The 23,762-nt window shown below is 59.0% G+C and carries 27 protein-coding genes; 16 read left to right on the top strand and 11 right to left on the bottom strand.

Going from position 1 to position 23,762, the window contains the following annotated elements:
• Positions 1 to 8 precede the first annotated feature (8 nt).
• The 8 genes from MCP_RS01535 to MCP_RS01500 all read left to right on the top strand — a co-directional run bounded on the left by MCP_RS01535 (position 9) and on the right by MCP_RS01500 (position 7,630).
• Positions 9 to 794: a CBS domain-containing protein gene (locus MCP_RS01535; protein ID WP_012899050.1), complete on the top strand. Its 786-nt coding sequence runs from the start codon at positions 9 to 11 to the stop codon at positions 792 to 794.
• Complete coding sequence (locus MCP_RS01530) at positions 791 to 1,768, top strand: CBS domain-containing protein (protein ID WP_012899049.1); 978 nt, start codon at positions 791 to 793, stop codon at positions 1,766 to 1,768. Before MCP_RS01535 ends, MCP_RS01530 begins: the two co-directional genes overlap by 4 nt.
• Entirely contained in the window at positions 1,765 to 2,610 is an 846-nt protein-coding gene (locus tag MCP_RS01525) for a CBS domain-containing protein (protein WP_012899048.1), read from the top strand. The genes MCP_RS01530 and MCP_RS01525 overlap by 4 nt, the downstream gene beginning before the upstream one ends.
• On the top strand, positions 2,607 to 3,368 hold the full coding sequence (locus MCP_RS01520; protein ID WP_012899047.1) for a CBS domain-containing protein: 762 nt from the start codon (positions 2,607 to 2,609) through the stop codon (positions 3,366 to 3,368). Before MCP_RS01525 ends, MCP_RS01520 begins: the two co-directional genes overlap by 4 nt.
• Positions 3,369 to 3,493: 125 nt before the next feature.
• The gene (glyA, locus tag MCP_RS01515) at positions 3,494 to 4,762 is read left to right on the top strand and encodes a serine hydroxymethyltransferase (RefSeq protein WP_012899046.1); all 1,269 of its coding nucleotides are present in this window, start codon (positions 3,494 to 3,496) and stop codon (positions 4,760 to 4,762) included.
• The gene (serB, locus tag MCP_RS01510; protein WP_012899045.1) at positions 4,743 to 5,447 is read left to right on the top strand and encodes a phosphoserine phosphatase SerB; all 705 of its coding nucleotides are present in this window, start codon (positions 4,743 to 4,745) and stop codon (positions 5,445 to 5,447) included. Before glyA ends, serB begins: the two co-directional genes overlap by 20 nt.
• Positions 5,407 to 6,267: a coiled-coil protein gene (locus MCP_RS01505; protein WP_012899044.1), complete on the top strand. Its 861-nt coding sequence runs from the start codon at positions 5,407 to 5,409 to the stop codon at positions 6,265 to 6,267. The genes serB and MCP_RS01505 overlap by 41 nt, the downstream gene beginning before the upstream one ends.
• 256 nt (positions 6,268 to 6,523) lie before the next feature.
• Positions 6,524 to 7,630, top strand: a complete 1,107-nt coding sequence (locus MCP_RS01500; protein ID WP_012899043.1) for a DUF373 family protein — start codon at positions 6,524 to 6,526, stop codon at positions 7,628 to 7,630.
• 6 nt (positions 7,631 to 7,636) lie between these two features.
• On the opposite strand, the gene MCP_RS01495 is transcribed toward MCP_RS01500, so the two are convergent.
• Positions 7,637 to 7,993, bottom strand: a complete 357-nt coding sequence (locus MCP_RS01495) for a hypothetical protein (RefSeq protein ID WP_012899042.1) — start codon at positions 7,991 to 7,993, stop codon at positions 7,637 to 7,639.
• A gap of 127 nt (positions 7,994 to 8,120) precedes the next feature.
• Between MCP_RS01495 and MCP_RS01490 the strand changes: the two genes are divergently transcribed.
• The 3 genes from MCP_RS01490 (at position 8,121) to MCP_RS01480 (ending at position 10,969) form a co-directional block, all read left to right on the top strand.
• Entirely contained in the window at positions 8,121 to 8,540 is a 420-nt protein-coding gene (locus MCP_RS01490; RefSeq protein ID WP_128859886.1) for a hypothetical protein, read from the top strand.
• An 11-nt stretch (positions 8,541 to 8,551) separates the two neighbouring features.
• The gene (locus MCP_RS01485; protein ID WP_012899040.1) at positions 8,552 to 9,190 is read left to right on the top strand and encodes a phosphoribosyltransferase; all 639 of its coding nucleotides are present in this window, start codon (positions 8,552 to 8,554) and stop codon (positions 9,188 to 9,190) included.
• 528 nt (positions 9,191 to 9,718) lie between these two features.
• On the top strand, positions 9,719 to 10,969 hold the full coding sequence (locus MCP_RS01480) for an MgtC/SapB family protein (RefSeq protein WP_012899039.1): 1,251 nt from the start codon (positions 9,719 to 9,721) through the stop codon (positions 10,967 to 10,969).
• Here MCP_RS01480 and MCP_RS15815 read toward each other — a convergent pair.
• The 8 genes from MCP_RS15815 to MCP_RS01445 all read right to left on the bottom strand — a co-directional run bounded on the left by MCP_RS15815 (position 10,964) and on the right by MCP_RS01445 (position 19,216).
• Positions 10,964 to 11,107: a hypothetical protein gene (locus tag MCP_RS15815; protein WP_173332306.1), complete on the bottom strand. Its 144-nt coding sequence runs from the start codon at positions 11,105 to 11,107 to the stop codon at positions 10,964 to 10,966. The two genes, MCP_RS01480 and MCP_RS15815, sit on opposite strands and share 6 nt — an antisense overlap.
• 73 nt (positions 11,108 to 11,180) lie before the next feature.
• Positions 11,181 to 13,355 carry an amylo-alpha-1,6-glucosidase gene (locus MCP_RS01475; protein ID WP_012899038.1) on the bottom strand — a complete coding sequence of 725 codons (2,175 nt, stop codon included), beginning with the start codon at positions 13,353 to 13,355 and terminating at the stop codon, positions 11,181 to 11,183.
• Positions 13,356 to 13,359: 4 nt separating this feature from the next.
• A complete protein-coding gene (locus MCP_RS01470) occupies positions 13,360 to 13,896 on the bottom strand; it encodes a molybdopterin-dependent oxidoreductase (RefSeq protein ID WP_012899037.1) in 537 nt (178 codons plus the stop codon).
• A 182-nt stretch (positions 13,897 to 14,078) separates the two neighbouring features.
• The gene (locus MCP_RS15240; RefSeq protein ID WP_012899036.1) at positions 14,079 to 14,450 is read right to left on the bottom strand and encodes a hypothetical protein; all 372 of its coding nucleotides are present in this window, start codon (positions 14,448 to 14,450) and stop codon (positions 14,079 to 14,081) included.
• A 151-nt stretch (positions 14,451 to 14,601) separates the two neighbouring features.
• Positions 14,602 to 15,849, bottom strand: coding sequence for a nickel-dependent lactate racemase (gene larA / locus MCP_RS01460; RefSeq protein ID WP_012899035.1), 1,248 nt, complete (start codon positions 15,847 to 15,849; stop codon positions 14,602 to 14,604).
• Positions 15,850 to 15,858: 9 nt separating this feature from the next.
• Positions 15,859 to 16,902, bottom strand: coding sequence for a (Fe-S)-binding protein (locus tag MCP_RS01455; protein WP_012899034.1), 1,044 nt, complete (start codon positions 16,900 to 16,902; stop codon positions 15,859 to 15,861).
• A 10-nt stretch (positions 16,903 to 16,912) separates the two neighbouring features.
• The gene (locus MCP_RS01450) at positions 16,913 to 18,280 is read right to left on the bottom strand and encodes an FAD-binding oxidoreductase (protein ID WP_012899033.1); all 1,368 of its coding nucleotides are present in this window, start codon (positions 18,278 to 18,280) and stop codon (positions 16,913 to 16,915) included.
• Positions 18,281 to 18,802: 522 nt separating this feature from the next.
• On the bottom strand, positions 18,803 to 19,216 hold the full coding sequence (locus MCP_RS01445) for a hypothetical protein (RefSeq protein ID WP_128859885.1): 414 nt from the start codon (positions 19,214 to 19,216) through the stop codon (positions 18,803 to 18,805).
• Positions 19,217 to 19,338: 122 nt separating this feature from the next.
• Between MCP_RS01445 and MCP_RS01440 the strand changes: the two genes are divergently transcribed.
• The 4 genes from MCP_RS01440 (at position 19,339) to MCP_RS01425 (ending at position 21,637) form a co-directional block, all read left to right on the top strand.
• Positions 19,339 to 20,352, top strand: a complete 1,014-nt coding sequence (locus MCP_RS01440) for an adenylosuccinate synthetase (protein ID WP_012899031.1) — start codon at positions 19,339 to 19,341, stop codon at positions 20,350 to 20,352.
• Between the two features lie 4 nt (positions 20,353 to 20,356).
• Positions 20,357 to 20,536, top strand: coding sequence for a methytransferase partner Trm112 (locus MCP_RS01435; protein ID WP_012899030.1), 180 nt, complete (start codon positions 20,357 to 20,359; stop codon positions 20,534 to 20,536).
• A 12-nt stretch (positions 20,537 to 20,548) separates the two neighbouring features.
• The gene (locus MCP_RS01430) at positions 20,549 to 20,935 is read left to right on the top strand and encodes a hypothetical protein (protein WP_012899029.1); all 387 of its coding nucleotides are present in this window, start codon (positions 20,549 to 20,551) and stop codon (positions 20,933 to 20,935) included.
• A 327-nt stretch (positions 20,936 to 21,262) separates the two neighbouring features.
• Entirely contained in the window at positions 21,263 to 21,637 is a 375-nt protein-coding gene (locus tag MCP_RS01425; protein WP_012899028.1) for a ferritin family protein, read from the top strand.
• 37 nt (positions 21,638 to 21,674) lie between these two features.
• Here the strand turns inward: MCP_RS01425 and MCP_RS16105 are convergent, their stop codons facing one another.
• Positions 21,675 to 21,803: a hypothetical protein gene (locus tag MCP_RS16105; protein WP_269445993.1), complete on the bottom strand. Its 129-nt coding sequence runs from the start codon at positions 21,801 to 21,803 to the stop codon at positions 21,675 to 21,677.
• Positions 21,804 to 21,913: 110 nt separating this feature from the next.
• Between MCP_RS16105 and MCP_RS01420 the strand changes: the two genes are divergently transcribed.
• A complete protein-coding gene (locus MCP_RS01420) occupies positions 21,914 to 22,681 on the top strand; it encodes a glucose-6-phosphate isomerase family protein (protein WP_012899027.1) in 768 nt (255 codons plus the stop codon).
• 3 nt (positions 22,682 to 22,684) lie between these two features.
• Here MCP_RS01420 and MCP_RS01415 read toward each other — a convergent pair whose 3' ends face one another.
• Entirely contained in the window at positions 22,685 to 23,707 is a 1,023-nt protein-coding gene (locus tag MCP_RS01415; protein ID WP_012899026.1) for a DUF362 domain-containing protein, read from the bottom strand.
• Positions 23,708 to 23,762 lie beyond the last annotated feature (55 nt).

Genomic DNA, 23,762 nt, shown 5'->3' with positions numbered 1-23,762 from the left:
GTGGTTGTATGAGGGTAAGCGATATCATGGCGACGAACCCGCAGTCCGTCGCCCCCGGAGAATTCGTAACGCACGCCCGGGAGATCATGCGGGAGTACAACTACGACAGCCTGCCCGTTGTGGATAACGGCAGGGTGGCGGGAATGATCACGCTCCAGGATATCATCAACGTGACGTCCACGCGCTCGGACGTGACCGTGAGCGGGTACGTAAGGGCGGACGTGCCCCGGCTGACGCCGGATACCGGGCTTCCGAGGGCGGCCTTCATCGTCATCAGGACGGACGAGGGCCGGGTGCCCGTGGTGGACCCGGACTCGAGGCTCGTCGGCCTCCTCAGCGTCAAGGACATTTTTAAAGGGCTTCCCGAGCTTGAGCTCGAGGACCGCCCGGTGAGCGAGTATATGACACGTAAGGTGGTCGTGTGCCAGCCGGAGGACAGCCTGTCAAGGGTATGGCTTAACATGATCCACTACGGCCTGACGGGCTTTCCGGTGGTCGGCGACAGGATGGAGGTGATCGGCATGGTCACCCGGGAGGACATCACGAAGCGGGGGTACGCCCGCATCGAGCGGGAAAGCGAGGGAAAAAAGAACCCGACGACCGTGCAGAAGATCATGTCCACGCCCGCGATCACCGTCGAGGAGAACGATTCGATCAGGAAGGCGGCGAAAATATTCATGGAACGTAACATCGGAAGGGTACCCGTGGTAATGAACGGCAAGCTTACAGGGATCGTCGACCGGTACGACGTGATACGGGCCTGCAGGGCCCTGCAGGGAGTGACCCCGAGATGAGCCGGGAGGGCATCAAGGAATTCGGCGACCAGCGGCGCGAGAGGAAGGTGAACACGGGCAAGTTCGAGCACGACCTCCGCGAGAGCCAGGTGACCCGTGATCTGAATTTTAAGCAGCGCCAGGCGCAGCACGAGAGCGGCATCATGGCCGTCGCGAAGAAGGCCGTGGTCACGGTGCCGCCCACCACCACGGTCATGGGCGCGGCCCGGACCATGGTCGGATACGGCTATCGCCGCCTGCCGGTCGCGGACGCGGGCACGAAGCGCCTGAAGGGCATCTGTACGGTCATCGACATCATCGACTTTCTCGGAGGCGGCGAAAAGCGCCGCATCATCGACCGGGTCTACGACGGCAACATGATCGTGGCCATCAACGGCCCGATCACGGAGATAATGGAAGAGGACGTGGCCACCGTCCAGGACGACGCCTCGCTCGATGACGCCATAAAGGTGATGATCGACCGCTCGGTGGGCGGAGTGCCCGTCATCGACCCCGAGAGCATCGTCGTCGGGATCATCACGGAGCGGGACATCGTGCGCCTCATGGGGGACTCCGTATCAGGAACAAAGGTGAGGGACATCATGAGCAGGAGAGTCACCACGGCTCCTCCCAACATGCCCATCGAGACGGCAGCTAAAACGATGATCGAGAGCGGCTTCCGCCGGCTTCCCGTGGTAACGGACAGCTACGTCTGCGGCATCATCACGGCCACGGATATCATGCGCTACCTGGGGAACGGCGAGGCGTTCAAGAAGCTGGTCACGGGCAACGTCAGCGAGGCGTTCTCCGTCCCCATCAGCGGCATCATGAAGAGCGACATCGTCACCGTGGGGCCGGACCAGGACCTGGGCGAGACGGCCCGGATCATGCGGCAGAATAAGATAGGGTCGCTGCCCGTCATAGAGAACCAGCAGCTCGTGGGGATCGTCACCGAGCGGGACGTCCTCATGTCGATGAAAGGAGGCAAAGCGTGACCGAGGTCAGCGAGATCATGACGGCGCCGGTGTACGCCGTAAGCCCCAGGGACAACGTGGCCCGGGCCAGGAACCTTATGCTGAGGTACGGGGTGTCCCGCCTCGTGGTCGCAGAAGGCAACACCCTCAGGGGCATCGTCACCAGGAAGGACATCGGCTCCAGGCTGAGCCAGGCGGAGCCCCAGTGGCGACGGAGGCCCATCGACCAGATACCGGTCGATCTTGTGGCCACTCACGACGTGTTCACGGTAAAGCCCGATGCGCAGATACAGGACGTGGCCTCCACGATGCTCTGCCACGACATCTCGGGCCTGGTCGTGTACGACAGCGAAATCCGGGGGATCGTGACCAAGCACGACATGGTCAAGTACTTCACGTTATTGGGGAGTCCCCTGAGAGTCGGGGATATGATGTCCGAGAAAGTAGTGACGGTCAGCCGGCACCACACGATCAACAGCGTCATCGATATCATGGCGGAGAACGGGGTCGACCGGGTCATCGTCAGGGACGGGGGCCCCGCGGCGGCGTATGCCGGCATGGTCACGCTGGACGACCTGGGGTTCGCCACCATGGACTTCAGGGATACGAAGCCCATCAAGGAAGCGCACCGGATGGTGCAGGGCGGGCCCAAGATGCTCCGGGGATTCCGGGAGGCGATGATGGTCGCCGAGGACGTGATGAGCACGCCCCTGGTGTCCGTCAACAGGGGCACGAAGGCGTTAGACGCCGCGAAGCTCATGCTCGAGCATAACTACGACATGCTGCCCGTCATCGACTCGGAGCTTTTAGGAGAGTTCAGCGTAGAGAGCATCTTGAAGTGGCTATCGGAGGCCCGGGAATGAAGGTAAAGGAGATCATGTCGAAGGCGTACGTCGTGGACAAGTCGGACCGGATATCAGAGGCCCTTGACCTCATGCACAAGTACCGCAGCCGCCGCCTCATCGTCAAGAACCGGGACGGCGTGCAGGGCGTCATTACGCTGAGGAGCATCTGCGGCGAGCTGGGCTCGAGGCGGAAGTACAACCACCCGCCCACGCTCTTTCACGTGGCGGACGCCCTGAGCAACGATTACGCGCTCGTGGGGCCGGAGGACGACATGGGCCAGGCGCTGGACGCGCTGAAGAGCGTGGGCTGCGTCATCGTTGTGGACATTGGAGTGGTCGGGCAGGTCACCACGAAGGACGTGCTGAGCCATTACTCGCCAGAGGGCACGGTCGGGTCCATCATGAGCCCTCCCGTGGTCGCGCCCCCTGACGCCAGGGTCGCGTACATCCGCAAGCTCATGATTGAAAAGGGCGTGAGCCGGGTGCCCATCATGGACGGCACGGCTCTCGTGGGCATGGTCTCGGAGACCGACGTGGCGAACGCCATGCGCTCCGTAAAAAAGCACTCTCCCCAGAGCCGCCAGGATAATAACGTGGAGCTTCTCATCGCCATGGACATCATGCGCTCGGAAGTCATTACGGCCAGGCCGGAGATGCCGCTGAAGGACGCTGCGAAGCTTATGGTGGACAACGACATCGGCGCCCTGCCGGTCAAGGACGAGCACGGCCACCTGGTGGGCATGGTCACCCGCCGGGACATCGTCAAGGCATTTTAACACGCATTCCCGGCACCCAAACGTTTTTATCCTTGATATCAATTAGCATACTAAGCACATGTAAAACGGGAGGATTCGCGTTGAGCCCGGATGTTGTAAAAAACCCCCTTTTGAAGACGAAAAAGATGAACTCGGACGTCCAGTGCGTCGTCGACGCCGTGATGGGCAGCCAGGAGCTTTTCAAGTACTCGCTGCCGATGATCGCCAGTGAAAATGTTACCAGTCCTTTAGTACGGCAGGTACTGTCCTCGGACCTCGGGCACCGGTATGCGGAAGGCCAGGTCGGCCACAGGTTCTACCAGGGATGCGGCTTCGTAGACACCATCGAGGCCAAGGCCATCGAGCTGGCAAAGGAGGTTTTCCGCGCCCCGCACGTCAACGTGCAGCCCATATCGGGCGTCAACTGCAACATCGCCGCGTTCTTCGCGCTCGCGCAGCCGGGCGATAAGCTGCTGGCCCTGGCAGTGCCGAGCGGAGGCCACATCAGCCACGCGAAATTCTCAGCGGCGGGCATCCGGGGCATGAAAATTTACACTCATCCTTACGATAACAGCAAGATGAACATCGACGTGGACGGCATGGTCAAGGAGATCAAACGCCTCAAGCCCAAAGTGGTCATGTTCGGCGCCAGCCTGTTCCTATTCCCTCATCCGGTAAAGGAGGCAAGGGAGGCATGCGACGAGGTCGGGGCGTCGATCGTCTACGATGCGGCGCACGTAGCAGGGCTGATCGCGGGCGGCGAGTTCCAGGACCCGCTCAAGGAGGGCGCGGACGTGGTCACGGCGAGCACCCACAAGACCTTCCCCGGCCCCCAGGGAGGAATCATCCTCTGCAAGGAGAAGTGGGCGAAGGACATCGACGAGGCCGTGTTCCCGGGCACCGTGTCCAACTTCCACCTACACCACAAGGCCGGGCTGGCCATCGCGCTGGCCGAGATGAAGCAGTTCGGCAAGGCATATGCAAGGCAGACCGTTAAGAACGCTCAGGCCCTCGCGGCATCCATGGACGACATGGGGTTCAGCGTCCTGTGCAAGGAACAGGGGTACACGAAGTCCCACCAGGTGGCCGTTGACGTGTCGAAGATCGGCGGCGGCAGCGTCGTGGCGGCGAACCTGGAGAAGGCCAACGTCATCGCCAACAAGAACCTGTTCCCGTGGGACAACGTGAACGGCACGGACGACCCGTCCGGCATACGCCTGGGCACGCAGGAATTGACGAGGCTGGGCATGAAGGAGCCGGAAATGAAAGAAGTCGCCCGGGTCCTCAAGAGAGTGGCCATCGACAAGGAGAAACCCGAAAAGGTTAAAAAGGATGTGATACTCTTAAAGTCTCAGTATCAAACAGTGCAGTACTGTTTTGATGGCGATGGTGCCTATGAGTTTATGCTCAGGTGATGGATCGGAACCGGTCATATTTTTTGACATGGACTCGACAGTCATAGACGCCGAGGGCATCATCGAGCTGGCCCGGGCCAGGGGCGTCGGCGACTACGTCGCCGGTGTCACGGCGCGCGCGATGAATGGCGAACTCGACTTCGAGTGCGCCCTCAGAGAGCGAGTAAAACTCTTACGGGGCCTTCCCACGCAGAAGGCCCTCGAAGTGGCGGGGAGCATCCCGCTCATGCCCGGCGCCGAAAAGTTGATGAAGGAACTGAAGTCTTTAGGTTTTCGTACGGTTTTGATATCTGGCGGGTTTACTATTATCGCGCGGCGAGTCGCGGAGCAGCTTCAAATGGACGCTTTCTTCGCGAACGAGCTTGTCGTCGATGATGGTGTGCTCACCGGAGATGTCAGGGGACCGCTGACGAGGCAGAGCTCAAAGAAGGAGGTTCTCGAAGAAATCTGCAACAAGTTAAATATCAGCCCCTGCGAGTGCGTTGCCGTGGGCGACGGGTCGAACGACCTGTGCTGGAAGGGCGTTGTGGGCACCTTCATCGCCTTCAATGCGAAGCCCGTTGTCCGGAATGCGGCGGACGTAGTCGTGGACGGCAAAAACATGGAATCGTTGATTCCTATTATAAAGGAGGAATACATTCGACATGCTAAAAGAACTGCAAGACAAGAAAACAAAATACCTTAAAGACGCTGAGGAGTTCAAGAAGAACAGGAACGAGTGGAACTCCAAGGCCAGCGCATTCTCGAAGAGGAGGGATGAGTTAAATAAGCAGACGAAAGAGCTTATTGACAAGGCTCAAGAGTATCGCACCAAGAGAGACGAGTTCAACAACCAGGTCAGCGAGAACAAGGAGAAGCGCAACGAGCTGAACGAGAAGGCCAACGAGGTTTACGCCCGCGTCGACTCGCTCAGGAAGAAAGACAACATTGGCAGCGGCCGGTCGCTGAACGAGCTGAGGAAAGAGATAGACCACCTCGAGTTCAAGCAGCAGACTGAAGTGCTCACCACCGAGAAAGAGCGCGCTCTCGTCGACAAGATCTCCGAGCTTAAGGAAGAGTTCAAGAAGAAGAAGGAACAGCTCGAGCAGAACCAGGAGCTTAAGTCGTTCTTAGGCGACGCCCAGGGATTAAGGGACGAAGCTTCCGAGTTCCACAAGAAGGTCAAGGAGTACGCGGACCTCGCCCAGGAGTACCACGACAAGATGATCGAGTGCTTCCGTGAGGCGGACAAGGTCAGGGCCGAGGCGGACGCCCAGCACAAGGAGTTCGTCAAGGCGCAGGAGACCGCGGACGAGTTCCACAAGCAGTTCCTGAAGCTGCAGAAGGAGATCCGGGACTTCGATAAGGTCATCGTCGGCCTCAAGAAGAAGGCAAAGACGGAGAAGGAGTCGAAGGACAAGGTCGAGTACAAGAAGCAGGCCGAGGACGTTTTCGCCCAGTTCAAGGCGGGCGAGAAGCTCAACACCGAAGACCTGTTACTGTTACAGCGCTCTGGATTCCTGTAAACGTCACGCTCACTTTGAGAGACATACTCAGTACAACGTAGGTTCCTCACAAGGGAACCTCTATAATTCTTTCATTTTCATGCGTGCTTAGCGTAAGCTTCGCTCTTCTTCCGTGTAATATCCTTCCGTGTAATATCGTGAGAGAAACTTTATCATGTCTCAGGTACAAAAAATACCAGTGGCCATGCTATGGCTCACATAGCGACGAGCATCGGCCCTATTCCATTGAAACGGCATATGGGATGATGGAGATACAATGGACATATTAGTCATTTGCATCGATAAGGACGACGATATCGGCGTCAAGGGCGGCGTGAAGAGCCCCGTCATAGGGCGGGCCGCGTGCCTGGACGCCGCCTGCAGGCTCGGCACGGCGGACCCGGAGGACTCCGATACGAACACCATCTTCGGGGGCATCCAGGCCTTCGACCAGCTGAAGGCCGAAGGCCATAACGTGGAGCTGGTCTGCATCGCGGGCCACCGGGAGCTGGGCATCAAGTCCGACCGGGCCATAGCGGCGCAGCTCGACGATATTCTCTTAAAATACCCGACCGAGAGGGCGATCCTGGTATCGGACGGCGCCGAGGACGAGTCCGTCCTGCCCATCCTCCAGTCCCGCCTGAAGATTGAGTCGGTCAAGAGAGTGGTCGTCAAACAGGCCCAGAACCTCGAAAGTACTTATTATATCATCAAGCAGCTCATCAACGACCCCAAGGTCGCCAAGGTCATCTTCATCCCCATCGGCCTGATCCTGCTCGTCTACGCGGCCACGACCTGGATCGACTGGCCGAACGCCACCCCGATCGCCATCGCGCTGCTCCTTGGAGGCTACCTCCTGTACAGGGGAATGGGCCTCGACAACCTGTTCGACACCTTCATCTTCAACATGAGGCGGTCATTCTCGGAGTCCAAGCTCACCTTCGTCACTTATCTACTGGCGCTGGTGCTCAGCATCATGGCGTTCATCATGGGCGCCTGGGGCGTGGCGCAGTGGCAGAACGACCTGCCGGGCGTGCTGTCCCCCGGCCTTCTCGACTACGCGGCCATCTTCGTGTCCCACTCGGTGCTCTGGTTCATCGCCGCCTTCCTGGCCATCGTCATCGGCTGGATCGTGGACGCCTACGCGGACGAGAGCGACACGCTGTACCGCTATCTTTCAACGCCGTTCTTCCTGCTGGCCGGCGGGCTGCTGATCTGGGGAAGCTCCCAGTACATCCTCCACATGTCCAACACCGTGCAGGCCTTCGAGAGCCTGGTCATCTCGATCGTGCTTGCGGTGGTCGTGAGCTACGTGGGCGTGCAGTTCGCTAACCAGGTAAGGCAGATCATGCAGTACCGCACGGTAGAGGTAATAGACTTTTAAAAATGGTCAGGGCTGCCTTTTTTCTGCCCTCGCGCTCTTTTTCTCGTCCCCCGGTCCCGTGGGGACGCAGCTCTCGTCGTCCGACTTACATGTTTTCAGGTCGCCCAGCTCCTTGCGGTACTCGGATTGCTCGCGAAGGATATCCTCCCGCCGGGCCCGGTCCTTGTTCCGCCGGATGATGATCATGTCCACGCACTTCGCGGCCTTATCCTCGGACAGCCCGCAGGACACGAGCCTCTGCACGTTCTCCCGGTAGGTTAAATTCTCGTCCACGAACGGGTCGACCGTGTCCAGCCTGTTCTCGATGTCGTCGTCGGTGAACTCGGGCTTGCCGAAGTCCGACATCCTTCCAACGCCTGCCATATATCTTATTATATGAGTCCACGCTTGATAAGCCTGGCCCGCCGAAAGCCCGAAAAATGATTCCGCTAAATATGTTGCTAAAATTCTAGTGTACCGGCCCCGAATTTTCTTTACAGGAGGGATAGCGTTGGACACGGGGCTTGAAGAGAGCATGGGCGCCATGTGCGAGGACGTGGCGAAGTCGCTCGGCTATAAGGTCGAGCACGACATCAACCTGGGGGCCGGCAACATCACCCAGGTATGGTCGAGGCAGGACCACCCGAACCTGCCCGAGATGAAGTACGCCGTACAGATACTTGCGGAGCGGGGGGACGTTGACCCGGACGTCATCACGTCGAACGCGATGAAGTCCCTGTGGACGGACTGCGACCACCTGATATTCGTGGTACCTGATAACGCCACGCAGAAGTCCATACAGGGCAAGGTGAGGAGCTTCGACGCCATCGGCGGTTTCTTACAATTGCACAAGTACATCACGACGATCACGGTCAGTGAGCTGACCAAAGGGCTAGCCCAGGCCACGAGGTCGACTGAGGCCAGGGCATAAAAGGTGACGGCATGAAGTTCAAGAACCGCAGCGAGGCAGGGCGCATGCTGGCAGGGCAGCTGGGCGCCTATAAAGGCAAGGACGTCATCGTCCTGGCCATACCTATGGGAGGGGTGCCCGTGGCCTACGAGATCGCGCTGGAGATGAACGCGCCCCTCGACGTGGTCATGGCCAAGAAGGTCGGCGCGCCCTTTAACCAGGAGTTCGCCATAGGGGCGGTCACCTGGAACGGGGCCGTGCTCCTCGACGAGAACATGATGCGGAAGTATAACATATCGAGGGAGTACGTAGGCGAGCAGTCCCGAAAGCTCATCAGGGACATGAACGAGAGGCTTAACTCCCTCCGGGCCGGCCTGGGCAGCTTCCCCAAGCTGTACGGGCGTACGGTGATCATCGTGGACGACGGCATCGCCACGGGGAACACCATGATAGCGGCGGTGGAGGCCATCAGGGATCAGGGCCCCGCGGACGTGGTCGTCGCCACGCCGGTGCTCCCGAAGGAGCTGGTCGAGGACATGGAACGGGTGGCGCCGCTGGTCTACCTTGACGCCCCGGACGATTTCGAGGCCGTCGGCCAGTACTACGAGGAGTTCGAGATGACCTCGGAGGACGCGGTGAGGGGCCTGATGCTGCTGGCGAACAGCGCCTGAGCCCGGGGGCTGCACCTATCAATAATTCAATGCTTATGTTTTTTTACATTTGCCAGGTTATAATCTCAAGCTATATGCCCTATTTTTTAAGCCACTGCTCGAATAGGCATCAGCCTAAAGCGTACAGAGGCACTATTTTCACCACAATGGCACGGAGCGCACTGAGTTTCACAAAGACTTTTTTAAATGTGAGTCACAAAGGCCACAGAGCAGGCTTTTTGGGTTATAAGGCACGAAGGGGACAATGGCACGATGGCAAAAAGTGCTCTTGTTCATTCCGTTGTGCCATTGTATCCTTTGTGCCCTATCGTTAATGAACCGGGCTTTGTGGCCTCTGTCCCTTACATTAAAAAGAAATCTTAGTGGGCCTTCGTGAACTCCGTGCCATTGTGGTGAAAATAGTGCCTCAGTAAGCTTAGTGCCCTTACAACAGATATAATCCAGCATATGATGAGGATGAAAAAACACTATCAGAGTGCAACTATTGACTGCGCTATTTTTATGTGGCATGCGATGAATGTTAGATAGATGGTCGACCTGCTGCTCCTCCAAAAACTTTTCACGGCGTTGCTCATCGGCCTGGTGATCGGGCTCGAGAGGGAGATCGCCCAGGAGGGCAGGCAGAACGTCAAGTTCGCGGGCCTTAGGACCTTCGGCATCGTGGGGCTCATCGGCGGCATCGCCGCCTACCTGACCACGCAGGGCTACATCATCTTCGTCGCGGCCCTGCTCGGCGTCATCGCGCTCACGGCCATCGCATATTACCGTAGTACGGGCATCGATAAGCACCTCGGCTTCACCACCGAGACGGCCTTGATATTAACGTTCCTTCTGGGCGGGCTCGCCTACTTCGAGCAGACAGTGGCCATCATCCTGGCCATCGTCGTGACCATACTGCTCGCTTTCAAGGTGCCCCTCCACGAGTTCACCTTCAAGATACCGAAGGAGGAGTTCTACGACTCCCTCAAGTTCGCGCTCATCGCACTGGTCATCCTGCCGGTGCTGCCCGATCAGGCCTTTGGGCCGCTGGAAGCGTTCAACCCTTACCAGATCTGGCTCATCGTGGTCATCCTCACCGGGATCAGCTTTGTCGGCTACTTCCTGGTAAAGTGGTTCGGGGCGGACCTGGGCCTCTCGCTCACCGGCATCGTGGGCGGCCTGGCGTCCAGCACCGCCGTCATCTCATCGATGGCCATCAGGACCAGGGAAAATAAGGAGATCGAGCGCCCCGCCATGGTCGCGGCCACGCTTGCCAGCATGGTCATGCTCCTGCGCGTAGTGTTCATGGTCTTTATCTTTAACCCGGGGCTCCTCGTCAGCATCTACCTGCCCATCGGCATCATGTGCGTGGCCAGCATACTGGTGGCGTCGTACTTTTACCTCCAGGGCCGGGACGGCCGCAAGGGCGAGACGATCAAGCTTAAGACGCCCTTCAACATCGTGCCCGCGCTGATCTTTGCGGGGTTCATCGCCATCGTCCTGTTCGTGTCCAAGGCGGCGCTCCTGTACCTGGGCAACTATGGCCTGTACATTACGTCCGCCCTCGCCGGCCTGGCCGACGTCGACGCCATCACCGTCTCAACATCCCAGCTGGCGGCTAACGGGCTGGCGTCCGCGCCCACGGCGGTCACGGCGATAATGATCGCGGTCTTCGTGAACCTGGCGATACATACCGCCTACGCCTTTTACTTCGGCACCCGGAAGTTCGGCATCTACAACGCGGCCATGTCCGCGGTCATCATCGCCGCGGGCATCGCGGTCATCGCCGCGACCCTATGAGCCCTGCTTGCAGCTAAGCCCCACCGCGTCCGCGATGTTCTCTGCCGCGTCCTTCGTGCTCATGTTGGCGGCCTGCGCCGCCCTCTCCAGGTCGTCAATGGTGATGAGGTTCGGGTTGTTATGCCTGTCATGGGGCATTCCGCATCCACAGCTAATGCACATATATCCACCCAGAATATCTTCGCGGGGCAGAACGATAAACCATGCCGGCTCAATACACGACCTGGACTTCGAGGCTGCCCCTCTTATCGACGACGTTGACCAGCGTGCTCTCGCCCTCCCGCTTGAACTCGAGCTGCGTGTAAGCGTCTCCGACGATCAGCTTGCTGATCTTTACCGTGTGCAGCCAGGGCGGTAATTTGGGCTTGTATAGCGTGAGGCGCATGTTGAGGGCGTCCGGTATGAAGCCCAGCGATGCCGAGAGCATGTAGGGTATCGTCCCGGCCGACCACGCCTGCGGGCTGCAGGCGACCGGGTACTTGATCGGCACGTCGTACTCTCCGCGCTGGAAGCCGCCGAATAGTTCAGGCAAACGGTATATCGGGTAAAAGCCGGCCGCCTCGTACATGCAGGTAAAGAGCACGGCGAGCTCCTCTTTGAAACCGTACTTATTCAGGCCCATGGCGATGATCGAGTTATCGTGGGGCCATATCGTGCCGTTATGGTACCCTAGCGGGTTATAGCGCTTCTCTTTGTAGGACAGCGTGCGGATCCCCCAGCCGGAGAACATGTCCTCCCGGAATATCCGGTCGACGACCATCCGGGCCTTCTGGGGCTCGATGATCTCGCTCCAGAGCCCCTGGGCAGGGTTCGAGGTGACCACGTCGCACTGGCCGTTCTTATCGATGGCCTCGGCGAAGTACTTCTCGCCCTTCATCCAGAAGTCGTTGTTGAACTTCCATCGCAGGTTCACGGCGTCCCGCCTCAGGCGGCTCGCGTCGCCGTGGCGCCCGACGCGCTCGAACAGGTTCGCCATGCGCCGCTTTGCCATGTAAACGTACCCCTGCACCTCCGCGGCGGCGATGGGGTGGACGGCCAGGCTGCCGTCCGCATGGCTGATAGAGTCGAAGGAGTCCTTCCAGCACTGGTTATACAGGCCTTTAGTGGACTTTCTCGTGTACGAGATAAGCCCCGAGCCGTCCAGGTCCCCGTAGGCGTCGATCCATCGAAGCGCCGCGTCGACGTTCCCCTGCAGCTCGTTAAAAAGGCCCATGTCGCCGGTCCAGTCGATATAATCCGCCAGCAGTATGAGAAAGAGCGGCGTCGAGTCAACGCTTCCGTAATACGGCGTATCGGGGATGTTGTTGAGGTTCGCCTGCTCGCCCACCCGGAGCTCGTGGAGTATCTTGCCTGGCTGCTCATCCCTCCAGTCGTCCGTTTTCCCGCCCTGCAGGCCCGCCAGCACCTTCAGCGTGCTCCGGGCCACTTCCGGGTTATAGGGTATGACCTGCATGGCGGAGATGATGCTGTCCCTCCCGAAGAGGGCATCATACCAGGGCACTCCGGCAGAATAAAAAATGTTGACCGGCTGCCCCATGTAGAGCATCCTGAGGTCGGACAGGGAGCGCAGGAAAATCTTGTTGAAGATGCCGTTATCCGTCTGGATGTTGCTGCAGCATTCCATCGTGTCGGCGTACGAGGCCTTGATCCCGCGGATACGCCGCTGTATATGCTGGTCGTCCAGGACCGACGGCACGTCGGGGGGCATGTCCTCCACGTAGATCCGGACGCCGATCGTGTCCCTTTTCCGGGGCCCGACCCGGAGCCTGAAGAGCGCGATGCCGCCCTTCACGTCCGATGGGGCCGGATCGAAGGTGATCCGGGTGTTCCGCCTGTGCCCGTCCTCCCCGATGTACTGTAGCGTGAGCTGCCCGGGCTCATATGCGGGCGCGAGTACCCTGCCCTTCGTGGGCTGTGTAATTCCCCTGACGGTGAAGATGTCGTCAAAATCGGACACGAACTCGAGGGCCAGTTCCACGTCCGCCTCGAACTCGTTATAGTTCGTCACGGTTATCTTCTCGTCGAGCATCCCGGGGATGATACGGTCCCGGCGAATGCCGAGGGTCTCTTTTTCCACGGTCCTTCCGCCCCGGTCGACGTAGCGCTGGTTCGTGAGCACCGTGATGCCCGCATAGCTCTTATCGTCGCTTGACAATATGCTGATCGGCTGCCTGCCGTTGCACGTCAGCACATAGCCGCTAAGGAACCTGCAGTCCCGGTAGTACAGGCCGAAGCCGTGGTTCTCGCGGACGGGGATGTCTCCGTTCTGAGCGGTGACCAGCGTGAGCGGGCCGTCTCGTATGACCAGCGCGCCCAGTATGTCCTTGATGACTGTGTGTGCCTCGTGTATCTTCGCCTGGCTCGCGAACTCCTGCTCATACGCCATCTCATCACCGGATACTGTACTTCATCTTCGTCTCTTCCGGTATCCCGGCCTCCGGCGGATAGCCCCGCGTCTCCCAGTAACCGAGCTCCTCGGCGTCCGTGAAGCTGATGCGCTGGAGCCACTTCACCGACTTATAAGCGAGCTTGAAGGGCACGACCAGCCTTAACGGCCCCCCGTTCTCCGCGGGCAGGTCTCCGTCCTCATATCCATATACCAGCATGGTCCGCTCGTCCCGGGCGTCGTCGATGAACAGGCTGTCCGTGTACTCGCTGTACGCGTAGAAAGTGAGCCAGCACGCCCCGGGCAGGGGCTTCACGTCGTCTAAGATGCGGCGCAGCTTTACGCCTTTCCACTTTACCCACATGTCCCACCCCTCAACGCACACGAATGGCATCGTGGCCTCCGCCGGCTCGAGCTCCCGGAGCTCCTGGATCGAGTACGCCCGCGGCCGCTCCACCATGCCGTCAACCTTGAGCTGCCACTGCCGGGGATCGGAGAGAGGCGGCCCCTCGACGTCCAGGGCAGGCAGTTTCCTCAGCATGAAAATGACCTCTATATATTGTAAGCGGGACGGCGTTATAATGTTAAGGCGCGTAGAGCGGCGAAAACGAAAAAAGATTAGATTATATGATATATCTGAAACGCTTACCGGGGGATCGCTGGATCCGCCCGGTATGATGGCGTTTCATGCAGTTCGGAGCGTATGTTCAGTATTCCGGCTGATCAGGGGTCGAATATCGGCGACGTGCAGCTGAAGGCCGTTATCAATGGCGGGCTCAGGTTCGGCAGTACGAAGTTCGGCGGCGCGAACGTCGGAGTCTGCGGAGCGAACAGCTGGATCGAAGTCTGAAGTGCCGGGCCGCCAAGAGTGATCGTGTTCGCGAGACACTGCCCCGCCAGCGGAGCTGATGTGGCCGGGAAAGAGATACATGGCTTGACGATCGAATTGGCGACCGTGGGCACAGTAAGCACGGTCGGGACTATCACCGAAGTGCTCGAAGTCCCGGTCTTGCCAATTACCGCCCCTGCCGGGAAAGAGCCTGCCAGCAGGAAAATACTGGCTAAGGCCAATGCTATTAACAGTTTTACCCTCATAATCAATACCCTCCTTAGTTAAACAATACTCGACGCGTTAGAATAAAAAGCTTATATGGGGTAAAGACATTTTTTTAGGATATAAACCTTTAATTTAGCATAAATATGGCCTGGACAATAACGAGAAGCGGGCCGGACGGCCCGGTAAAATTTATTCGAGCGGCTTCGGGAGCACCATGCCGCCATATGGTGAGACGAGCACTTTTGCATCCGGCCCGTACTTCTTCAGGGCCGCGTCCAGGGCTTCCTGGGGCGACTTCACTGGGGTGAGGAACATCTTGCGCACCGTCTCCCCGGGAATCTCAGAGATAAGCTGTATGTCGCACTTCATGGCGGTCTTTGCTATGACGGACGCCTTGTGCCCGCCGAGCTCGAAGTGCTCGTCCATCCGCCGTGCCTGGGCCTCGATGGTCGTGGCCTCGTCCACCCAGCAGGCGAACACGTCGTTCCCCAGGCATTCCTGGCACTGCGCCGCCAGGATCATGGTGCCGCCCTCTTTTACGACGTGCTTGCAGTTATCCATCGCCTTCTGCGCCTGGTACATGTTGATATCCTTGGGGTAGCCGCCGGCGCTGGTGACCACGATGTCGGCCTTCGGCACTTTAACGCTGTACATGCGATCGACGTACTTGACACCCTCCCTGTGGGCCTCCATCACGTCCCCCGCGACGGCCGCGACGATCTCCTTCTTGCTGTTCAGGACAACGTCCAGGAGGAAGCCGATGTTCCTCATCATGCCGGGGACCTCGTCGATCTCCTGCCGTATGGGGCTGTCGAGCCTCCCCGTCTCTGCCTTTGGATCTACCATCATCGCGTGGTTGATCTCGATGGTCGAGTGGCTTGCGCATCCCGGAAGTACCGCCTTGGCGCCTCCCGAATATCCGGCAAAATAGTGGTACTCGGTGTTCCCGGTGCACACGATGAAGTCGGCGTCGACGACCTCCTTGAAGATCTCGATGCGGTGGCCGAAGCTGGAGGTGCCGACGTACTTGCAGTCGTGCTTATCGTGGCCGATATTACGGACGCGGCCGAAGGCCGGGCCCATGAGGGCTTTCTGCTCCTCGGGCGTGGAGCGCCTATGGCTGCCGAGGGCGATGACAACGGTGATGTCCCCGTCCGGCACGCCTCCCGCGTTGATCTCGTCCAGTAATAACGGTAAAAATTTATACGAGGGGCAGGGCCGGGTGGCGTCGCTTATGATAACGACGACCTTCATGCCCTTCTTCACCTTTTCCCTGAGCCTCTGAGAGCCTATGGGGTTCTCCAGCGCCCTGCGTATCTCGGCCTGCTCGTCCTTCACGCCCGTCATCTCTTTAGGCAGGATGATGCCGGCCATGTTCTTATCTGGCACGTTCACCTCGAAGTGGCCCTTCCCGTATTTGAGATCTACATCTGCCATCGTATTCACCTATATCATCGACATGAGCACGAGCTCGGATATGTCGAGCACCTTGCCCCCGGCGTCCTGTAAGTTGGCGTGGCACATGGGGCATGCTGTTATGATATAGTCGATGCCCGCCGGCGCGTCCATGAGGCGCTTTTTAGCCACTTTCCTTGCGAGGTCGCCGTATCCTCTACGGACCCCGCCTCCGCCGCCGCAGCATTTCGCCAGGCTCCTGCTGGTGGCCATCTCCTCGAACTCGCAGATCCGCTTTATTATGGTGCGGGGCTCGTCATAAACTTTCATGCACCGGCCAAGGTGACACGGGTCGTGGTAGCTCACCCGGTACGGGAGCCTCTCGAGGGGGAGCTCGTCGACGTGCCTTGCGAGGAACTGCGTCACGTGGAGCACTTCGATGTCCAGGCTCTCGCTCAGGGTCTTGTAGCACCCCGCGCACCCGGTCACCAGGGTCTTCGCGCCGCTTTTCTCGATCTCTTTCCTGTTGTGCTCGAGCGCGACCGAATCGCCGCCCAGGCGCAATAGCGGGGAGCCACAGCACCTCTCGTCATCGAGCACCCTCGCGCCGAAACGGCTCAATATCTTAAGGTTCGACAGCGCGGTCTGCTGCTGCCTGTACGAAGTTAAACAGCCGGACCAGTAGATGACGTCCGCACTGCCATTGTTAAGCCTCAGCTCCTCGGGCACCCAGGCGTTCCGGGGGCCGGTATCGCCCAGGGAGTTGCCGTGCTTCGTGATGTTCTCGAGAATAGTATCGTAATAAGGCGGAGCGCTGCCCTGCGCGATCATCTCCCGCCGGGCATCCTCAACGACGTCGTCCGGCTTCGCGCCGGAGGGGCAGGTCGAGGTGCACATGGAGCACGTCAGGCAGGTATAGAACGACCTCTTCATGGCGTAGGAGGGCTTCTCGCCCTCTGCCAGCGCCCTCGCGAGAAGCATCCGGCCCCGGGCGTTCGTCGACTCCCAGCCGAGCTCCTCGTTGATAGGGCAGAGCGCCCTGCAGCGCCCGCACCTGGTGCACTTGATGATATCCTCGATATGGTCCTGGATCATAATGTTACCCTTACATGCCCATCTTGCCGGGGTTCATGATGTTCTGCGGGTCCACCGCTTTTTTTATGGATTTCATGACTTCATAGCCTTTCCCATGGGCCCGGGCCATGTAGTCGGCCCTGATGATGCCCACGCCGTGCTCCGCGGGGAGCGTGCCGCCCAGGCTCAAAACGACATCGTAGATGTCGTCCTTCACGGCGTGCACCCGCTTCCACTCCGCCTCGTCCCTGGGGTTGATGGCGATACCCGTATGCAGGTTCCCGTCGCCGATATGCCCGTATGTCACCAGCGACATGCCGTGCTTTCGGCCGATCTCCTGGATCTTCTTAAGCATAAAGGGGACGTCCTTGATGGGCACCCCTATGTCCTCGGCCTCGTAGACCCTGACCTTTCCAGGGTTGAGCTTGGTGATGGCCACGCCCACGAGCCTCCGGGCCGCCCACAGGCGCTCTTCCTCGTTCTTATTTTTTGCGACCCTCGTCGTGCCCCCACACTGCTCGCATATAGTGCAGATCAGGCCGACCTCCCTCGTGACGCTCTCCCTGTACCCGTCCACCTCGAACAGGAGCATGGCCTCCACGTCCGGCACCTCCAGGGTGGGGTCGAGCTCCTTCACGGCCTTGATGGCGCTCCCGTCCATGATCTCCATGGCCGCCGGTATGACGCCCGACGAGAGCACGGAGACCGCCGCCCTGCCCGCGTCCTCGATGCGGCCGAACGTCGCCATCATGATGGATTTTGTCTCGGGAAGCGGGTGTATCCTGAGGCGGGCTTTGGTCACGATGCCCAGCGTGCCCTCGCTGCCTATGAATAGCCGGGTCAGGTCGTAACCTGACGAAGTCTTAGGGGCTTTACAGCCAGTGTTGATTATGTCCCCGCTGGGGAGCACGACCTCCAGGCCCAGCACGTAGTCCTTGACGGTGCCGTACTTGACCGAGTGCATGCCGCTGCCGCCGTTGGCGATGAGCCCCCCGACAGTGCACATGTCGCTGCTCCCCGGGTCCGGAGGGAAGAAGAAGCCGTGCTTGATGAGCTCGTTGTTCAGTTCCTTGTGGATGATGCCCGGCTCGATGACCGCCTGGAGGTTCTCGACCTCCAGCTCCAGTATCCTGTTCATGCCGGTCATGTCGAGCACGATGCCTCCCTTCACGGGCACCGAGCCTCCGGTGAGCCCGCTCGCCGAGCCCCTGGCCACTATGGGCGTATTATATTTAGTGGCGACCTTCACGATCTCGGCGACCTCTTCGGCGCTCTTCGGCCGCACCACGTAGTCGGCATGGCCCCTCACGTATGAAGAATCAAAAGAATAACAGTACAGTTCCCCGGGATCCCGGGTCACCCTTTCCGGCCCGACGATGGCTTGTAGCTCCTCGAACATGCGTCCACTCGGTTTTAAACTTGATGAAAGGAGTATAAATAAATTCCCGAAGTCACAGTCCTTTATAAAAAAGCCCATTTTTAACGACCCAACGGCGACCTTACTCTTGCGATGATCAACCCTCTGATCTCCGTCGGGTCCTGCTAATGCCATACTATACGACGCTATGATACATAGCGAGGGGAAAGCGGAAGCGCCCGCGGGTTCGGCCAAGAACTAATTGCTCCCCCATACGGGGAAGTGGCAAGTGCGGGGTGATTTTAATGGTCCAGCACCGGGCGATACAGCGGGTGATGCCAGAGCGTCCGGGGCGCCCTCCGCGAAGATGGTAATTCGCACGACGGCTGTCATGGCAGTGACGGCCTTCGCGCATCCCTCCTTACCCTCATATACCCCTCTATAACATGTTCCAACGTTTCAGGTTATAAAATTAATATGGAAATAAGGCATTTTTCCAGAAGTTCAATCAGTCATATGGCGAAAAATTAGTGGGCCCTGGCGATGCATTGGCGATGTCAGGGCTCACCGTATGCCAGTATCGAAGTCGACGTCCACGATGGTGGTCTTGCCAGCCTCGATAGTGACCTTCATCGGGAGCGGGCTGGCACGGCCGATGCCCTGGTGCACGTAATCGAGAACGTATGTGCCCGGAGCCAGGGACACGCTGTACGTGCCGTAATAGCCCGCGGGGACGATGCCAACGTCGGCTACCTTCGCCATGCCGTCGGCTTCGTAAACGATGAGATGGCGGCTGGTGAAGACCTCTGGCGCCGGAAGGATAGGCGTCGCATCGACCCTTTCCACCGGGGTCAGCGGCCCCACGGTAACGTTGCCGGACAGCGTGCCTTTCTCGCCATCGGCGTTCGATATACAGCCGAAACACATTGCTGCAGATGCTGTCAGGGCCACAAAGAGAATAACGGTCGAAGCCTTCATTAAATTAAAATCGGCGCCATAGAATATAGGCATTCCGTAAGCTACGGACGTACTTGCGACTATCCGGATACGGCAACCTTTTTAATAAAGAGTCGGTATACGTTAGATGGAGAGTCTTACTAATGGTTTCAACCATCGTTGTCGGTGGGTTTTTTGGAGACGAGGGCAAGGGCAAGATCGTCGCCCACATCGCTTATACTGAACATCCTTCCATCATCGCGCGGGGAGGCGTGGGCCCGAACGCCGGACACACCGTCTACAAGGATGGGGTCAAGTACGGGGTCCGCATGGTCCCCTCGGGCTTTGTTTACGATAAGGCGAGGCTGCTCATAGGCGCCGGAGTCCTCGTGGACCCGGTGGTGCTGGACCGCGAGGTCAAGCTGCTGGGCTGCGGCGGCCGCATCGGCGTCGACTATCGCTGCTCCATCATCGAGGAGAAGCACATCGCCGAGGACAAGGGCACGGAGCGCCTTGCAAAGAAGATCGGCACCACGGGCACGGGGTGCGGGCCGGCCAACAAGGAGCGGGTGATGCGCAGCGCGAAGCAGGCCGCCGACGTGGAGTCCCTTAAAAAGTACCTCACTGACGTTTCTCAGGAGTGCAACGATGCCCTCGACAGGGGCGAGAACCTCATCATCGAGGGCTCCCAGGGCTTCGGCATCTCCCTTTATTATGGCACTTATCCCTTCGTCACCTCGAAGGATACGTCCGCGTCCTCGCTGGCGGCGGACGTGGGCGTCGGGCCCACGAAGATCGACGAGGTCGTCGTCGTGTTCAAGGCGTTCCCCACGAGAGTAGGCGAGGGGCCGTTCGAGACCGAGATGACTCCGGAAGAGGCGCAGAAGAGGGGCATAGCGGAGTTCGGCACAGTCACCGGCCGGGCCAGGCGCATCGGATACTGGGACCCGAAGATGGCCCGGTACTCGGCCATGATCAACGGCGCCACCCAGGCGGCCATCACCGGCCTGGACCGCATCGACCCGGCGGTGAAGGGCGTGCAGGAATACGATAAGCTCACGGAGAATGTCAAGGAGTTCGTGAAGCAGGCCGAGAAGGACGCGGGCGTGCCGTTCACGCTGTTATCCACCGGCCCGGACCAGAAGGATATTGTGGACCTGCGGAATCATAAGAAGTGATAAAATGAAAAAGGACCTGATGGACATCCTGTGCTGCCCCGTCTGCAAGGGCGACCTGGAGCTCACGGTAAAAAAGGAGAGCGGCCCCGAGGTCATCGAGGGCACGCTTCACTGTAAGAAGTGTAACGAGAACTATCCCATCGAGGACGGCATCCCTAACCTGCTGCCGCCCGAGCTGCGATAAGAGGGTGAGCACATGGGGATGGATTCGATGGAAGAGCTCGGCGGCTACGACGACGTCGACGCCGACCAGGTGTTTAACGGCGGACAGATAGCAGGTAATAGAGGCGGGATGGGCGAAGGCAGGCGAAAAGGCAAGAAATCCCTGTCGTCCCGCAATAATTATCGTGCCCGCTCCAAACGGCCCATGGGCCGGGGCTTTTCGTTCAACTTCCGGGGCTTCGAGGATACGGCGAAGATGATGCTGGCCGTGTCCATTGGGACGCTCCTGATCTGCGGCGTCATACTCTACGCTACGTTCGGCATGCACCTGCTGCCCGATTTCTACGGCGCCCTCCTGGCGTCCATCGTGGTCATGGCGCTCCTGTTTTATACGGCCATGAAGCTCGTCCGAACGAGATAAGCATCACTAAGTATAATAAGCGCTCACGAAGACGTTTTCAGCCACGAAGCGACTCGAAGAGGGCCTGAAGCGCCTCAAAGTTTTTAATGATTTTTGAGTGGATTAAAATACAGATGAAAAACCATTTATAGGAAATCCACAAATATGTTCTATGGCAAACGAACAAAAAACGACTGGCTAAGAGGAGACCCTATGTTAAGCTTTATATGCGAGGCCTCTGGGAACGTGACCAGGGCCGCTATCCGGCCCCATCTGTGCCCGAAGTGCGGAGCCCGCAGAGGCATGATGCATAAGGTTGAAGAAGATAAAAAATAAAGGAGTCATTACATGTCGAAGTTAACCAAGATCATGGAACAGACCTTCACCGGCGAGACCTATGAAGTCGGGCTGTACCTGGCCATGGCCAAGAAGGCCGAGCTGGACAACATGCCCGAGGTCGCGACCTACCTGCGCGGCCTGGCCATGGAAGAGGCTGGCCACGCCTGCGAAGTGGCGATCATGCTGGACAAGATCAAGGGCACGAAGGAGAACCTCGAGTACATGCTCGGCGGCGAGACGATGGCCACCAGGGAGAAGATGGACGCCGCCCGCATCGCGAAGGAGGAGGGCAACAACGACGCAGCTACCTTCTTCGAGCGCGCCTCCGCGGACGAGAACCGCCACAGGTCAGGCCTGCAGGGGTTCCTAAACAAGATGAAGTGAATTTTATTTTGCGGCCTTCAGGCCGCTATTATCTATTTTATGTCCTCGCGGTATCCTCGCTTCCACACTGAGGGCAGCGGACCGGGAAAGCGTCGGGGTCCTCCTGGAACACGAAGCCACAGGTTCTACACACGAAAAAGACCTTACTCTGGTCAACCTCTTCCATAATTATAACGTCTCGTCGCCCCCGCCTTATAAAGAATTCGGTTACTGCTTTTGCCCGGACCTTCCTTAAAAAATATAAAGGTAGGTTTCGAATATAGACATGGTGTATCGATGGAAAGAGCGCTCCGATTCGGCCAGAACGAGGTAGAGCCCGACGTGCGAAAGCTAAGCGAGATGAGGGATGTCATATACGACATCGACTGGCTCAAGACCGCCCCGGACAGGGACCTGTATTACATGTACCGTGACCTGGCCATGAGCAGGAACGACCGGTCGCTGATGCTCGATAATCACCTGCGCTTCGACATCACGGTGATACCGCCGGGAAAGCTCGGCGCCGAGTACGTGAAGACCGCGGGGCACTATCATCCCTGCGTGCCGGGCACGTGCTGCACGTACCCAGAGGTCTACGAGGTGCTCAGGGGCATGGCACACTACTTATTACAGAAGTGCGAGGGCGGACGCATCGAGGACGTGGTCATGGTCGAGGCCGGCGAGGGCGACCATGTGATCATCCCGCCAGGATACGGGCACGTCACGATCAACCCATCCAACAAAGAGCTCAAGATGTCTAACTGGGTCTCACGGGATTTCTCGTCCCTCTACGAGCCCTATAAGAAGTGCGGCGGCGGAGCGTACTTCGAGCTCGCGGACGGGCGCATCATCCGGAACGGGCGGTGCGACCACATACCCGATATCCGGTTCCTGAAGCCCACGAACATCACGAAGGTGGGGATGGGCAAAGGAAAAGAGATGTACGGCCTCGTCAGGGACATCTCGAAGCTCGAGTTCCTGAACAGGCCTCAGGACTACGACCTGCTCTGGGAGGAAGTGCTGAGCGATGAGAACCGGGCGAAGCCGGACGTTGCCGCCCGGTAGCGCCTAGGCCTCTTTTATCTTCGGCTTCAGCTCTCCCTGGATACCGAGCTCTTTGAGCTCCTTGACCTGGGTCCAGCAGTCCACGTCGTAGGCCTCGTTGAAATACTTGTGATCCGCCTTCTGGAGAAAGGCGGCGTCGACGGACACTGGCGAGCTCGAGGCGAAGATGCCGATGTCGTTCATCACCACGTGGCCCGGAGCGGGCACACAGTCGCAGTACTGGGTGATGTTATCGGCGAAGCTCACGAAGGAGGTCTTATTTTTCCCGAACGTGGAGAGCACGCCGTAGGCCGCCGAGGCCAGCGCCCTGCCCAGGTTCTCCTTCTTGAGAAGCTTGATGGCGCCCTTCGGGCAGGCCTCCATGCACACGGGACAGCGCATGCACTCTCTGGAGACGTTCTTCGCCTTCTTGTCCACGATCTCGGGCAGGCCCATCTCGCACACCTTCCTGCAGAGCCCGCAGCCTGAGCATTTGGACTCGTCGATCTTCAGGCCCACCGTGCGGTGCTGCCGGAGCTTTCCGGCCCGGGTGGTGCAGCCCATGCCCATGTTCTTGACGGCGCCCCCGAACCCGGTCAGCGCGTGGCCCTTGTCGTGGGACACGACGATCATGGCATCCGCCTCCGCGATGGCCCCGGACACCTCTATGCCCTTTAATATTCCCTTCGTGCTCACGAGCCGCCCGCTCTCGCTCCTCAGGCCGTCCGCCGCGATGAACTGGCAGAAGCCGAAGCCGTTGGCCAGGGACGTCTCGTAGTGGTCCACCGCGTTGTTGCGCTGCGCCAGGTAGTACGTGTTCGAGTCGGTAAGGAACGGCTTCCCGCCCGCTTCCCTGATCTTCTGCACGAGCTGGTGGACGAAAAAGGGCTGAACATAATAGGGATTGCCGAGCTCGCCCACGTGGAGCTTGACGGCGACCAGGTCGCCCTCGGCCACGCAGTCGAGCGTGCCCGCGGCCTCGTAAAGCTTCTCCGCGCGGCTCAGCAGGTTATGGGACGTGTCCCACGGGACAAAGTGAACGGTCATGAAAAAGGGTAATATGATGAACTACAATAAAGATATCCGGGGAAACGGGCCGATA

It is taken from the genome of Methanocella paludicola SANAE, from assembly GCF_000011005.1.
In the GTDB taxonomy this organism is placed as follows: Archaea; Halobacteriota; Methanocellia; order Methanocellales; family Methanocellaceae; genus Methanocella; species Methanocella paludicola.
Note: the sequence above shows the minus strand (reverse complement) of the source record. Positions and strands in the feature narration are given on the sequence as shown.